Genomic DNA, 14,022 nt, shown 5'->3' on the forward strand with positions numbered 1-14,022 from the left:
TCGTTATATGAAAAAAAGATGGGCACTACTTGGTATCATAGCTGCAATAATTATTGTTGGAGTAGCAGGAATCAATTATAAAATGTATAAGGATAAGCAGGCGCGGGAAGTAAGTGTAAATAGCATATTTCCGAAAGCAAAAGAAACGATTGCTAATATGGATGGGGATATTGCGGTAATTAATAATCCGAATTCAATGCTTGTACTTGTGAATAAAAGTAGGCGTTTACCAGATGGGTATAGACCGCCAGATTTAGTTATTCCGAAAGTGCGCTACTCTAGTGAAGGTGATCAAGAAAAGAAAAAGATGAGAAAAGAGGCAGCGAGGGCGCTTGAGGATATGTTTCAGCAGGCTGACAACGAGCGTATTTTCCTGTTTGCAGTTTCTGGATTTAGATCTTTTGATCGACAAAAAGCATTAAATACGATGTATAAAAAACAAGATGGAGAAGCAAAAACAGCAATGTCTAGCGCGGTTCCTGGTACAAGTGAGCATCAAACTGGACTAGCTATGGATATTACGTCTCAATCTGCTAAATTTCAGTTAGAGACGGTTTTTGGGGAAACGAAAGAAGGTCAGTGGCTTTCTGAAAATGCCCATAAATTTGGTTTTGTGATTCGATACACAAAAGCGAAAGAGACGATTACGGGCTATCGGTATGAACCATGGCACGTAAGGTATGTGGGAAATCCACAAGCTACATATTTGTATGATAATCAACTGACGCTTGAAGAAGTAACAGAGTGAACAATTGAGGGGAGAGGCGTACAATGACGATGTTATATAAGAAAAAAGTACATGCATATATTACAAGAGAAAAAGAGGGGGTTATGCAATTACTTGTTTTTAAACATCGTGATATACATGAAGCTGGTATTCAAGTGCCAGGGGGAACGGTTGATGAAGGTGAAACGTTAGAAGCGGCTATATTGCGTGAAGTACAGGAAGAATCCGGATTGCGTCATTTATGCATAGAGCGTTTTTTAGCAGATTACATTATACATATGAAAGAAAAACAGGAATATGAAAAACGCCACTTTTTCCATGTAACTTTACTAACAGATGTAAAGGATACTTGGGAACATATTGTAAGTGCTGGTGAGGAAGATAAAGGATTAGTATTTTGCTACGAATGGATTAATATTGCAAAATGCCCTGAATTAGCTGGGAAACAAGGTGAGTTTTTAAATTTGTTAGATGAAGTATACGCACAGTAATGTAAGAGTCTGAAGCGAAGGTTAATCCGTTTCAGACTTTTTTTATTTTTCGGGAAATTAAAGGTGTTTAAATAAGGAAATTGAATTTCTTTAAAGGGATATTAATTTAGGATGTGTTGAGGTGAAAAAATGAAAAAGTAAGGGGTATACGCTAAAAAAGTTCATATAAGGGAGAATATAAATGGAAATTCAGTTTAATCCAATCTTAAAAACGGAACTAACAATTCAAGATATTCAAAATGAAATGGAATCTGGAAAGTTAACTTCAAAAGAGCTAGTGATGTATTATCTCTATAGAATCGCAAAGTATGATCAAGACGGACCGAAAATCAATTCAATTTTAGAAATCAATCCAGATGCTATTTTTATTGCAGAAGCGTTAGATCATGAAAGAAAGACAAAGGGTGTAAGGGGTCCGCTACATGGTATACCTGTTTTGGTTAAGGATAATATTGAAACGAATGACTCCATGCATACAAGTGCAGGTACGATTGCTCTAGAACAAAATATAAGTAGTGAAGATGCATTTCTCGTTACTAAACTGCGAGAAGCAGGGGCCGTGATAATAGGAAAAACGAATATGACAGAATTAGCAAATGCAATGTCTTTTAAAATGTGGGCTGGATATAGTGCAAGAGGTGGTCAAACACTTAATCCATACGGAACGGGTAAGGATGGTATGTTTGTTGGGGGCTCAAGTACAGGCTCTGCGATAGCAGTTGCCGCTAACTTTACAGTAGTATCTATTGGGACAGAAACCGATGCTTCTATTTTGAGCCCCGCTGTTCAAAACTCTGTAGTTGGCATTAAACCGACTGTCGGTCTAATTAGTCGTAGAGGAATTATTCCATTCACTTATTCGCAAGATACAGCTGGACCATTTGCTAGAACAGTAACAGATGCCGCTATTTTACTAGGGAGCTTAACTGGAGTGGATGAGAAAGATGTAGCAACTCGTAAAAGTGAAGGTAGGGCATATCCGGATTATACATCTTACCTTGATGCTAATGGTTTAAATGGAGCGAAAATTGGTGTGTTTAACGACGCACCAAAAGATTATTACGAAAATGGTGAGTATGATGAAAAATTGTTTAAAGAAACGATCCAAGTATTACGTAATGAAGGAGCGGCAGTAGTAGAGAATATTGATATTCATTCTTTTCATAGAGAATGGAGTTGGGGAGTTCCGCTTTATGAACTGAAGCATAGTTTAGATAACTATCTTTCTAAATTACCTTCTACTATTCCGGTACATTCTATTTCGGAGTTAATGGAGTTTAATAAAAACATGGCAGAAAGAGCTTTAAAATATGGACAAACTAAGTTAGAGAGAAGAAAAGATTTTCCTAATACGTTACGAAATCCAGAATATTTAAATGCGAGATTAGAAGATATATATTTTTCTCAAGAACAAGGCATTGATTTTGCATTGGAAAAATATAATCTTGATGCGATACTGTTTCCTTCCTATATAGGTTCTACTATATGTGCGAAAGCGGGTTATCCGTCTATAGCAATACCAGCAGGGTATATGGAAAGCGGGAGACCTTTTGGAATTACGATTGCAAGTACTGCCTTTAGTGAAGGGATATTAATTAAGCTAGCTTACGGTTTTGAACAGGCGACAAAACATAGAAAAATCCCGAACTTGTCATGAACAGAATAAACAAAAAGGACAGGGAATTCCTGTCCTTTTTGCTGTGTTGACTACAGTGATAGATTATTCTACTCTGGTTTATAATATTTTAATAAACTGAAAGATAAACAAGCGGAACATAAAATAAGAATAGAAGCGATTATATAAATTGTACGGACACCGAACATATCAGTAATAATGCCAACGCTAAGCATAGAAAGACCAGAAGTTGTTGAAAGAAGGGCGCCATGTGCTGTATACATTTTTGATAATAAAGAAGGGGCGACACTTGATTGTAAAACTGTCGTTTGAGAAATATCTCTAATTTGATAACATGGTCCCATTAGAACACATAGAAAAAGCGCAATAAATCCGCTGCTCGTCATACCATATAAAAATGTAAGAATGCTAAACATAAGAGAGCCAATCGACATGGAGCGTATTAAATTGTTTTGAATATAGGAACTCATTTTCCATGCTAATAGACCACCGATTAACGTACCAACATAATAACTTGTATTAATATATCCCCACCATTCTTCGCTTTTATGAAGAATAGACGTAACATATGCCATTGTAATAGCACCAATCCATATTGTCCCTGCGAAAGTTTCAATTAAGTCCATATATGTAACGGTACGGAGAGAAGGATTTTGAAATAAGAGTTTCCAACCTTCCGATAAAGCAGTACTTTTTGAAGAGGGAGGGTCTGCTATTCGTTCAGTATGTATGGTATGTAATGAAAAGTGTAATGCAATGCATCCAAAAATCATCAACATGTTATTAATCATGAGTGTAGATGTAGCGCCAATGAGAAGAACGATAACACTCGTAAATGAATAAGCGGCGGCTTGCGCAATTTGTGTTGAAAAGGAAAAGATACTATTTACTTTTACTAATTTTTCTTTTGGTGTAAGGCGCGGAAGAATGCTGTATAGTAATGGAGCACTCCATCCACTACATAATGAAATGAAAAAAATAAAAGTTAATAGAGCTATAATATTTGTGGATAAGACCGGAAATAAAATCATTAATAATAGTAAAAAGACTGTTTTTAGCCATTGTAGCGTATATAACAACGTATAAGGTGGAAAACGATTTACTATAAGAGGTGCAGAGATGTTAGCAATTAGATTTGTGATAACTTGTAATAGTGGAAAAAGAGCAGTAATAGTAGCTGATTTAGTTGCTATATAAATATGAGTTGTAATAATCATTACATATACGATGTCAGCAAGAGTAATGCATATTTTGGAACCTAAGTAGTAAGTTAGTGACTGGTTTTTCAATAAGAATACCACCTCTAAAAAATAGTATTTAGTAATTAGAATAATTGTAGTTTAAAAATTAAAATTTTTAAAGAATTTCATTTTTTGTCACTTTTTGAAAGGAATTTTCATGTATAATGAAGAATATATTGATATAGTATTATATTAATAATCATTGTAACAGTGAGTATGTACAATAGCTTGTAGCAAACGCCCAAGTGTAAGAAAGGGCGGATAAACCATTCTTTTCTTCATATACATATAGAAAATGAGAAAGAAAGTGAGGGTTGCATATGGCTGCTTGGGTAATTTGGTTTATAATAGCTGGTATTTTATTTATCGCAGAAATGTTGTCGATTACATTTTACATGCTTTGGCTTGGAATTGGGGCTGTTGTCGGAGGTCTTATTGCTTTGTTTGCTCCTGATGCACTACTGTTACAAGTTACTGTTGGTGCAATTGTAAGTTTAACTTTGACATTCTTTACGAAAAGAATTTCAAAAAACTTTCGAGAAGCAAAAGGTTTTACTGATACAGTAGATATGCTTGTTGGTAAAAAAGGGATTATTATGCAAGCGATTACAAATGAAGCGAATGGTATTGTAAAGGTGGATGGAGATACTTGGACAGCTATTGCAGATTCTTCAATTGATGCTGGAGAAAAAGTCGTTGTTATAAAGAGGCATAGTACTATATTACAAGTGAAAAAGGAGAGTGAATAAATATGGTAGCATTAACGTTAACGATTATATTCGCACTAATTGTAGTTACATTTATCGCATTAACAATTAAAATTATTCCTCAGCAAAAAGTTGGGGTTGTTGAAAGATTTGGTAAGTTTCAACGTATCATGCACCCTGGGTTAAATATTTTAATACCAATTGTAGATCGTGTCCGTGTATATCATGACTTACGTATTCAACAAACGAATGTACCACCGCAAAAGGTAATTACGAAAGATAATGTTCAAGTAGAAATTGATACAATTATTTTCTATCAAATTGTTGAACCAGAACTTGCGACATATGGTATTTCAAACTATGAATATGGTGTTCGTAATATTACTTCAGCAACGATGCGTCAAATCATCGGTAAAATGGAACTAGATGAAACGTTATCTGGTCGTGAAAAAATTTCAACAGAAATCCGCTTAGCGCTTGATGAAGCAACAGAAAAATGGGGCGTACGTATTGAACGTGTCGAAGTTGTTGATATTAACCCGCCAAAAGATGTGCAAGCATCAATGGAAAAACAAATGAAGGCTGAGCGTAATAAACGTGCGATTATTTTAGAAGCTGAAGCAGCAAAACAAGATAAAGTTCTTCGCGCTGAAGGGGAAAAGCAAAGTAAAATCTTGATGGCTGAAGGGGATAAAGAAGCGCGTATTCGCGAAGCTGAAGGTTTAAAAGAAGCGAAAGAATTAGAAGCGCAAGGGGAAGCAAGAGCAATTGAAGAAATCGCAAAAGCAGAACAAAACCGTATTGAATTGCTTCGTGAAGCGAATATAGATGAACGTATACTTGCTTATAAATCATTTGAATCATTAGAAGAAGTTGCAAAAGGACCAGCAAATAAAGTCTTTATTCCGTCTAATGCAATTGAAACACTTGGTACTCTTGGGGCAATTGGAGAAATATTTAAAGAAAAACAAGCGAAGAAACTACCTTCAAATGATACAGGAAAAGAACAATAAAAGTGAGGAAGAGAAATGGGATACCATTTCTCTTTTTTTGTGCGTATATTCCGAAAAGCTTGTACATATCCATGTATAAAGAAGGTGATGCAGTGAAAAAGTATGCAACTCGAATACATGGGAAGAAACTAATTTCGTTACTCCTTTTATATGCGCTAATAGTAATTATGATAGCGTCGATTCTGACGTCACTTTTACATACAATGAAATCGAATTATGCAAATCAATGGTTTGGAAAAGTATCGATGCAAGGTTTTGTTCAAATGATAGAAAGTGAGAATCGCTATTATGGATTTGATTATTTTAAGCAGAATAAACGAGAGTCAGTTGGGAATTTAATGTTCTCTATTGCGACAGATTTGAAGATTAAAGATTTAAGAACATTTGTCGGTAAAGAAGTACCTGGTATGTCAAAGTATTATTCTAACATTATCGTAGCTGGGGAAGGGACAAACTTGACGAATATCCCAAATGAATCTAGTGTACCGATTGAAGAAGTAACGAAAGAGCGGAAAGTAGCAAAAGATAAAGTTACAGAAGCGGAAAAGAATAATCCGGTTCAGAAAAAGAACGGAGCGAAAAAAGGTGAGAGTGCAGTATATATTTATCATACACATAGCTGGGAATCCTTCTTTCCATTATTACCAGGGGCAACTGATCCATCTAGCCCAGATGTAAATGTGTCCTTACTAGGAAAACGTATGAAGGAACAACTTGAGGGGCAAGGAATTCCAGTAATTCACGATAAAACGAATATGGGTGATTTATTAGCGAGTAAAAAGTGGGTATGGTATCAGTCATATAAAGCGTCTCATGAATATGTAAAAGAAGCATTAGCACAAAATAATAAAATTGCGTTTCCGATTGATATACATCGTGATGACCAGCGTAAGAAAGTAACAACAAAAGTAATTAACGGGAAATCGTATGCAAGATTATATTTTATAATTGGGATGGAAAATGAAAGGCGTGCTGAAAATGAAAAAATTGCAAGAGCAATCAATAGTTATTTAGATGAAAACTACTACGGATTAAGTAGAGGGATTTTTCCGAAGTATAAAAAAGATGGAAATGGCGTTTATAACCAAGATTTATCGAAAAATGCGATGTTAATTGAAGTTGGTGGTGTTGATAATACGTTAGATGAATTATATAACACAATTGATGTGTTAACAGAAGCGTTTAGTAAATATTATTGGAATGATGCGGAAAAAGTGAATGGATGAGGGACGGGAGACCGTTCCTTTTTTATTTTGAAATCTTAAAATGTGATATAATGGAATTTTATGAATGTTAAATAAAGGGAGAGAGAAACATGCAAATACTACTAATACGCCACGGAGAATCAGAAGCTGATATTTTACATGTGCATGAAGGACGAGCTGATTTTGAGTTAACTGAAAAAGGGAGACAACAAGTACAAAAACTTGTACAGAAAGTGAAAAAAGATTTTGCACCAGATTTCATTTGGGCAAGCACATTAAAACGTGCTCGTGAAACGGGTGAAACATTAGCAGAAGTAATTGGTTGTCCAATTCAATTAGAAGAGGAATTAATGGAGTTTAATAATGGAATACAAGCTGGCTTATCATTTGAAGAAGCAAAGAAATATCCAGAACCAAAGTTTCTTCATGACCGTTTTGAAAACGGAGAGTCATTTATTGAGTTTCGAATGAGAATAGAAGGGATTTTTTCTAAAATTGTGACAGAGAATACATATGATCGAATTGCGATTGTTGCCCATGGAGGCGTAATTAATAGTCTATTACGTGCATTTTTCAATATGCCAATTTCAATGGACTACTATTTCAAAATGGGAGATACGGGAATAAGTTTAATTGAAATTGAGGGTGAACAAAAAACGGTGCATTTCATTAATGATACGAATCATTTGGACGGGATGTAAAGACTTATGTACAAAGTTGCATTTTTTGATGTTGACGGTACGCTTTTAAGCGAGATTGATAGAAGTATGCACGAAAGTACAAAAGAAGCGGTACAAAGATTAATAGATAAGGGGATTCACGTAGTTGTTACAACAGGGAGACCATATAGTTTATGCTCACAATTTAAGGGGTTAGGCATAAATACGTATATTTCTGCAAATGGTGCACATATAAAATGTGGGGAAGAAGTTATACATAAATCAGTACTTTCAAGCGAAATCGTTCATGATATTTCAAATTTTGCTGAATTACATGGTCACAGTGTTTCTTACTTTACAGAAGAATTTGCAATGAATGATATTGCCTCCAAAGATGAACGTGTCATACGAGCGTTAAATGAAACTTTAAATTTAGAGCGGTATCCTGACAAAGTTAAAAACTTGTCAGATGAGATGTATTGCATATGTCTGTATGCCGATGAAGCAGAAGCTCAAAAATTCATTGAAAGATATCCAGCACTTACGTTTGACCGTTTTCATGGTTACGTTATAAATGTATTGGAAGATAGTAAAGTATCGAAGCTAACTGCAATTCAAAAAGTATTGGAACATTTAAATATTAGTAAATCAGAAGCCATTGCTTTTGGTGATGGTGGAAATGATATTGAGATGTTGCAGTATGTAGGATTAGGAGTTGCGATGGGAAATGGTGGAGAGGAGTTGAAGAGAAGGGCTGATTTCGTTACAACGAAGGCGAGTGAAGGCGGAATTTCTTATGCCTTAAAGAAGTTACGCATTATTTAAAACTGATAGCTAGTCAGTGTGAAAAATCCTGTTTTAATAATAGGATTTTTTTGTTCAACAATGTGCTTGCAATAAAAGGAAAAATATGAGTATAATGAGAAAGTAATTAGGTAAGCTAATTATTAACGAGAAAGGAGAGTGAAGATGAATGGATTCAAGAAAAGATTCTCTTCCTTTAGGGATTGAGCCGTACGCAGAGTTAATCAAAAAGACAGCATCAGCGGAAACGGATCCAATCGCAGCAAAACTTGGTTTGTTAATGTTATGGACGTCTGATAATGTTCTTGATGCTGTTGACGTAGATTTAGCTCCACTTGGTATTTCAGAGAGTAAATTAGATTTTTTACTATTGTTTATTTTGCGTGAAATGGAAGCGAATGGGGAAGAAGTGAACATGAGTCCTTCGGATATTGCGAGTCGATTAGGGATTACACGTGCTTCTGTCACTGGCTTATTAGATTGGATGGAGAAACGAGAGTTAATCGTAAGATTCCACCATTCTAAAGATCGAAGAAGATTAAAGGTGAAAATTACTCCGAAAGGAAAAGAACTAGTTACACATTCTTTACCAACTTTTTGGTTATCTTGCGCTTCGTTAGTTGATGGCTTTAATCAAGAAGAGCGTCAAGTTTTAGAAAAGCTATTAAATAAAATGCAAGCAACTATGCAGGTGAAATTAGGAGAAGGTAGGTAAATAAGTTGATTATGAAGATCAACTTATTTATTTGGACATATAATTAGCTTGCCTTATTATATGTTTAACTAACTTTTTGCACGGTGATAATTTTTGCTATGTAATTAAAATAAATAAGAGTTAAAGGAATGCTATTTTAGTGATCTAGAGGTTTTAAACTAATAAAAATAAATGGTAATAAGGGAGAGAGTTTATGATGGAAATAGGAAAGGAAGTAAATAGTGAAAAGAATTATACAATAATGACAGCTGTATTATGTTGGTCGGGTATGGTAGTTATGTCTAGCCTATATGTAACAATACCTTTAATCTCTCTATTTTCAAACATTTTTAATACGTCATTAACACACTCGGCAGCTACAGGAAGTATATTTTCTGTTGGCTTTGCTATAGGGTGTTTGTTATTTGGGGCAATCTCTGATAAATATGGACGAAAAAAAGTGATTTTTATTGGATTGCTTGCACTGTCGATAGTTTCTTTTTGCTTAGGGTTTGTAGATAGTTTATTTTGGCTTGTTATTTTTAGAGGTATACAGGGGATAGCCGCAGCTACATTTTCTCCAGTAGCGTTAGCCTACGTTGTAGAAATGTTCCCAGTAGAAAAAAGGGTTACAACAATAGGGTTTGTTAGTATCGGTTTTTTAGTAGCTGGAATTGTAGGGCAGGTAATAAGTATTGCTGTTAGTCAGCATTTTGGATGGCATATGGTTTTCTTTCTTCTTAGCATTGTCTATATAAGTACTGCTATATGGGTTTATTATTCTCTTCCGAAAGGAGAGACGTCTCAATCCTATACTGATATTTTGGAACCAATTAAACAGATGGGTAAAGTTTTTACAAATAAAAGCTTAGTATTAAGCTATATAATTGCATTCGTTTTATTAATGGCTTTTGTTAATATGTATACTGTTTTAGGGAATTATTTGAGCTCTCCTACTTACAATTTAACTGCGGAACAAATCCTTTATTTTCGCTTAGCAGGGCTGTTTGGTATGTTGCTGTCACCACTTGCAGGTCGTTTAACAAAGAGGTTTGAAATAAGGAAAGTTCTTCAAGGAGGATTGTTGATTGCTATTTTTAGTCTAAGTTCAATGGGCTTTGTTTCGTATCTATTTCTACTTGTAATGATGAGTGTCTGTTTTGTAATAGGTATTGCTATATCCGTTCCGTCTTTAGTTTCTCTTGTAGGTCAATTAGGAGGGAAAGCAAGGGGAATAGCGGTATCTATTTATACTTTTATTTTATTTTTAGGTACTAGTATAGGGCCTATCATTTCTATTTATCTTATGAAAATAGGAGGTTATGCTCAAACATTTATTTTATTAGGAATGATACTTTTTATTGGTTTTGTAGCTTCTCTATTTATAATTAATGAATGAGTGGAAAATCACTCAAATAAAGGAATGCGAGGATCTTTCATATGCTCGCATAATAAAATATGAATTTGTCCACGATGATGATAAAAGTGTGCAACGATTTCAAGTAACCATTCAAAGCGCGAATAAGAAATCCCCCAATAGGCAGTCATAACTTCTGCTAATTCTATTTGGGAGTAGGAAAGAAATGTTTTAGAGAGAAGGTTGTATCCTTCAATCATCGTTTGTTGCATGTGAGCAACTGTTACGGGCGTATGTTCTATATAAAAGGTATGTAATTCTTTTTCTGAAATACCATTTAAAATGAGTAAATCAGCATGACAAATAAGAGAAAGATGTGCATACATTTCAAATAATGATCGTTTTGAGTGAATCGGTTGTATTTTTAAATCGTTTTCACTATATTGGTTAAGCATATCAATAGAAGTATCAATAGCAACTTTTAGTTGATGTAATGCAGATTGAACAAACATTGTAATTCTCCTCGTCTCCGTATATAATAGTTTCTTGAGGATATTATATCATACTCAAAATTCCGAAAATTCTAGTAGTTTGACTAGCATAATGAAAAGTATTATATTGTAAAAGGTCATATGAAACGTGAAATAGAATGGAATGCAATTATTGAGTTAGGAGTTAGACCAATGAGTTTGAAATATGGAAGAGATACAATTGTAGAAATTGACTTAAATGCTGTAAAACATAATGTAAACGAATTTAAAAAACATGTAAATGATGAAAAAATTAAGATGATGGCTGCTGTAAAAGCGAATGGGTATGGCCATGGGGCAGTTGAAGTTGCCAAAGCTGCAATTGAAGCAGGAATAAATCAACTTGCAGTTGCATTTGTAGATGAAGCGATAGAATTAAGAGAAGCAGGAATTACTGTGCCGATTTTAATTTTAGGATACACACCAGTTGCGGCTGTAGAAGATGTAATTCAATATGACGTTATGATGACTGTTTATAGAGTAGAAGATTTACATGGTATAAATGAAATTGCAAACCGTCTTCAAAAGAAAGTACAAATTCAAGTGAAAATTGATACAGGAATGAGTCGTATCGGTTTACAAGAAGAAGAGGTTAAACCATTTTTAGAAGAATTAAACCGTATGGAGTATGTAGAGGTAGTAGGGATATTTACGCATTACTCTACGGCAGATGAAATCGATAAATCATATACGAATATGCAAACAAGTTTATTTGAAAAAGCTGTTAATACAGCGAGAGAATTAGGAATTCAAATACCATATATTCATAGTTCAAATAGTGCAGGATCAATGGAATTAAGTAACACATTTCAAAATATGGTACGCGTTGGAATAGGAGTATACGGTATGTATCCGTCAAAAGAAGTGGATCATACAATCGTTTCTTTACAGCCTGCGTTGTCGTTAAAATCAAAAGTAGCTCATATTAAACATGCGAAGAAGAATCGCGGTGTAAGTTATGGGAATACGTATGTAACAACTGGTGAAGAATGGATTGCGACTGTACCAATTGGTTATGCTGATGGTTATAATCGTCAATTATCTAATAAAGGCTATGCGTTAATTAACGGGATTCGAGTACCTGTTATCGGCCGTGTTTGTATGGATCAGTTAATGCTGGATGTTTCAAAAGCGATGCCAGTACAAGTAGGAGACGAAGTAGTATTCTACGGTAAACAAGGTGAAGAAAATATCGCAGTAGAAGAAATAGCGGATATGTTAGGTACAATAAACTATGAAGTTACATGTATGCTAGATAGAAGAATTCCGCGTGTCTATAAAGAAAATGACGAAACAACTGCAGTTGTAAATATATTAAGAAAAAACTGAATCATTTCGATTCAGTTTTTTTATTTTTGGCAAGTGAAAAATGCTCTATTTGTACCGTGGAATTGAATGTTCTTAAAACCTACGGATTCCAATGAAGAAATTATTTCTTCATTGGAATAACAAGCTTCTTCAAAAGAAAAGTCACTTCTTGTCCAATTATTATCTATGTCATGGTGAAATAGTATAAAGTTCATTTCTGCTTTTTTATTTTCATTATTATATGTAGAATCAATCGTACAAACATATTCTTTCTCTGAAATATGAAATGAAGCAATCCAGTTTTTAAGAAATCCTTTTTCCATATTCATATCAAATGCGAATATACCCTCGTTATGTAATACGGAGTAAACTTTCTGAAACACACTTTTTAGTTCATCTAAATTCATAATATGGTTTAAACTATCACCGGCAGAGATGACGTAGTGGAATTGCTCATTTATATTGAAATAGCGAGCGTCATCGACGATAAAGGTTGCATCTGGCGCATTTTTACGTGCATACTCAATCATTTGAGTAGAACCATCTATACCAGTTACTACAAAATTATGATCAAGTAGTTTCCTAGTAAGATGACCAGTCCCGCAACAAAGATCTAAAATATGAGAACGTGGTTGTGCATATTGTAAAACGAGTTGTTCAAAAGCTGGATAGGAGTGTTCAGAAAAATGCCCCCAATGTTTATTATAAATAGATGCGAAAATATCATAATTAGAATAAATAAGTTTTTTAGACATAAATATTCTCCTTGCTATTCATTAAATTATAATAATCATGCTTCATCATAATTTCAAAACCGCATTGTGTATAAAGCTTCAAAGCATTGTTATTCTTTGTTTCAACTTGTAATTCAATTGTTGTAGCACCATTTGTGAAGAGCTTATGTGTCATATAGTTTAAAATAGCTTTACCGTAGCCTTTACCTTGATAGGAAGGGTGGACAGCGAATCCTGATAATATAGTAGAATGATCTTGCTCAGTAACTGTAATCGTTCCTATCATTTTTTTATCGACAAGAGCACTGTAAACTTTATGAGAAGGTGAAGTCATCATTTTTTGTAACCATGTAGCCGTATTTTCTACTGAATCACCAAAAGCTTTACTAGAAATTTCAATAAGATCAAGAAGTGATTCTGAAGTTGCAAGAGTAAGCTGTATATTATTATCTGTTGTTTTTTGAAGTTCGTTTGTCTTGAACTCCATACTATATTCACTATATAAATATGGTAACTTCATATGTTTTACAAATTCATTCCCAGAAATAGAATCCCCATTGATAATAAGAAGAGCTTCATCTGTCTCTCTATTTTGTATTTCTTTCATTGCAGTTTGTAAAAGGATAGTTCCGAAACGTTGTTTTCTAAAATGAGGATGTACAAAGCCTATTAGTTCAAGCTTTGTTGGTCTTTCAAAATCATACATATTTAAAGCGCCAATTAATTGAGTGCCGTTATAAAGAAGAAAATCGTTTATATAATCTTCATTTCGATTTTTTAAAAAGTTGATATGTAAATCTGAAGAGTAATCAAGGTTGTCTTGTTGCCCGCAAATATAAGCCAAATCCTTCATTTGCTGTATTTCACTTTCTGTTACAGAACGCTTTTTCCGAATATCCATTGTATAATCCCTCTC

Annotated in this window: 15 protein-coding genes; 11 read left to right on the forward strand and 4 right to left on the reverse strand. The window is 34.2% G+C overall.

Going from position 1 to position 14,022, the window contains the following annotated elements; genetic code table 11:
- Positions 1 to 7 precede the first annotated feature (7 nt).
- The 3 genes from ASE54_RS03490 (at position 8) to ASE54_RS03500 (ending at position 2,875) form a co-directional block, all read left to right on the forward strand.
- Positions 8 to 748: a M15 family metallopeptidase gene (locus tag ASE54_RS03490; protein ID WP_000747643.1), complete on the forward strand. Its 741-nt coding sequence runs from the start codon at positions 8 to 10 to the stop codon at positions 746 to 748.
- A gap of 23 nt (positions 749 to 771) precedes the next feature.
- Positions 772 to 1,218 (forward strand): NUDIX domain-containing protein, encoded by a 447-nt coding sequence (locus ASE54_RS03495; protein ID WP_000178283.1) that lies wholly within the window; start codon positions 772 to 774, stop codon positions 1,216 to 1,218.
- A gap of 181 nt (positions 1,219 to 1,399) precedes the next feature.
- Positions 1,400 to 2,875, forward strand: coding sequence for an amidase family protein (locus tag ASE54_RS03500; protein WP_000405405.1), 1,476 nt, complete (start codon positions 1,400 to 1,402; stop codon positions 2,873 to 2,875).
- A 68-nt stretch (positions 2,876 to 2,943) separates the two neighbouring features.
- Here the strand turns inward: ASE54_RS03500 and ASE54_RS03505 are convergent, their stop codons facing one another.
- Positions 2,944 to 4,143: an MFS transporter gene (locus ASE54_RS03505; RefSeq protein WP_000795939.1), complete on the reverse strand. Its 1,200-nt coding sequence runs from the start codon at positions 4,141 to 4,143 to the stop codon at positions 2,944 to 2,946.
- Positions 4,144 to 4,415: 272 nt separating this feature from the next.
- On the opposite strand from ASE54_RS03505, the gene ASE54_RS03510 reads away from it, so the two are divergent.
- The 7 genes from ASE54_RS03510 to ASE54_RS03540 all read left to right on the forward strand — a co-directional run bounded on the left by ASE54_RS03510 (position 4,416) and on the right by ASE54_RS03540 (position 10,576).
- Positions 4,416 to 4,844 carry an NfeD family protein gene (locus ASE54_RS03510; RefSeq protein ID WP_000741972.1) on the forward strand — a complete coding sequence of 143 codons (429 nt, stop codon included), beginning with the start codon at positions 4,416 to 4,418 and terminating at the stop codon, positions 4,842 to 4,844.
- Positions 4,845 to 4,846: 2 nt separating this feature from the next.
- Positions 4,847 to 5,815, forward strand: a complete 969-nt coding sequence (locus tag ASE54_RS03515; RefSeq protein WP_000226256.1) for an SPFH domain-containing protein — start codon at positions 4,847 to 4,849, stop codon at positions 5,813 to 5,815.
- A 71-nt stretch (positions 5,816 to 5,886) separates the two neighbouring features.
- On the forward strand, positions 5,887 to 7,041 hold the full coding sequence (locus ASE54_RS03520; RefSeq protein ID WP_003277922.1) for a stage II sporulation protein P: 1,155 nt from the start codon (positions 5,887 to 5,889) through the stop codon (positions 7,039 to 7,041).
- 89 nt (positions 7,042 to 7,130) lie between these two features.
- Positions 7,131 to 7,721 (forward strand): histidine phosphatase family protein, encoded by a 591-nt coding sequence (locus ASE54_RS03525; protein ID WP_001166447.1) that lies wholly within the window; start codon positions 7,131 to 7,133, stop codon positions 7,719 to 7,721.
- Between the two features lie 6 nt (positions 7,722 to 7,727).
- Entirely contained in the window at positions 7,728 to 8,504 is a 777-nt protein-coding gene (locus tag ASE54_RS03530; protein ID WP_000278724.1) for a Cof-type HAD-IIB family hydrolase, read from the forward strand.
- A gap of 148 nt (positions 8,505 to 8,652) precedes the next feature.
- Positions 8,653 to 9,198 (forward strand): MarR family transcriptional regulator, encoded by a 546-nt coding sequence (locus tag ASE54_RS03535; protein WP_000378334.1) that lies wholly within the window; start codon positions 8,653 to 8,655, stop codon positions 9,196 to 9,198.
- 196 nt (positions 9,199 to 9,394) lie between these two features.
- Positions 9,395 to 10,576 (forward strand): MFS transporter, encoded by a 1,182-nt coding sequence (locus tag ASE54_RS03540; protein ID WP_003309395.1) that lies wholly within the window; start codon positions 9,395 to 9,397, stop codon positions 10,574 to 10,576.
- An 8-nt stretch (positions 10,577 to 10,584) separates the two neighbouring features.
- Here ASE54_RS03540 and ASE54_RS03545 read toward each other — a convergent pair whose 3' ends face one another.
- The gene (locus tag ASE54_RS03545) at positions 10,585 to 11,046 is read right to left on the reverse strand and encodes a hypothetical protein (protein WP_000497993.1); all 462 of its coding nucleotides are present in this window, start codon (positions 11,044 to 11,046) and stop codon (positions 10,585 to 10,587) included.
- A 171-nt stretch (positions 11,047 to 11,217) separates the two neighbouring features.
- On the opposite strand from ASE54_RS03545, the gene alr reads away from it, so the two are divergent.
- Entirely contained in the window at positions 11,218 to 12,393 is a 1,176-nt protein-coding gene (gene alr, locus ASE54_RS03550; RefSeq protein WP_014895227.1) for an alanine racemase, read from the forward strand.
- A gap of 20 nt (positions 12,394 to 12,413) precedes the next feature.
- Here alr and ASE54_RS03555 read toward each other — a convergent pair whose 3' ends face one another.
- Positions 12,414 to 13,127, reverse strand: a complete 714-nt coding sequence (locus ASE54_RS03555; RefSeq protein ID WP_000038499.1) for a class I SAM-dependent methyltransferase — start codon at positions 13,125 to 13,127, stop codon at positions 12,414 to 12,416.
- The gene (locus tag ASE54_RS03560) at positions 13,120 to 14,007 is read right to left on the reverse strand and encodes a GNAT family N-acetyltransferase (protein WP_000354633.1); all 888 of its coding nucleotides are present in this window, start codon (positions 14,005 to 14,007) and stop codon (positions 13,120 to 13,122) included. Before ASE54_RS03560 ends, ASE54_RS03555 begins: the two co-directional genes overlap by 8 nt.
- Between the last annotated feature and the right edge of the window lie 15 nt (positions 14,008 to 14,022).

This window comes from Bacillus sp. Root131 (genome assembly GCF_001429475.1).
GTDB classification, from domain to species: Bacteria; Bacillota; Bacilli; order Bacillales; family Bacillaceae_G; genus Bacillus_A; species Bacillus_A thuringiensis_S.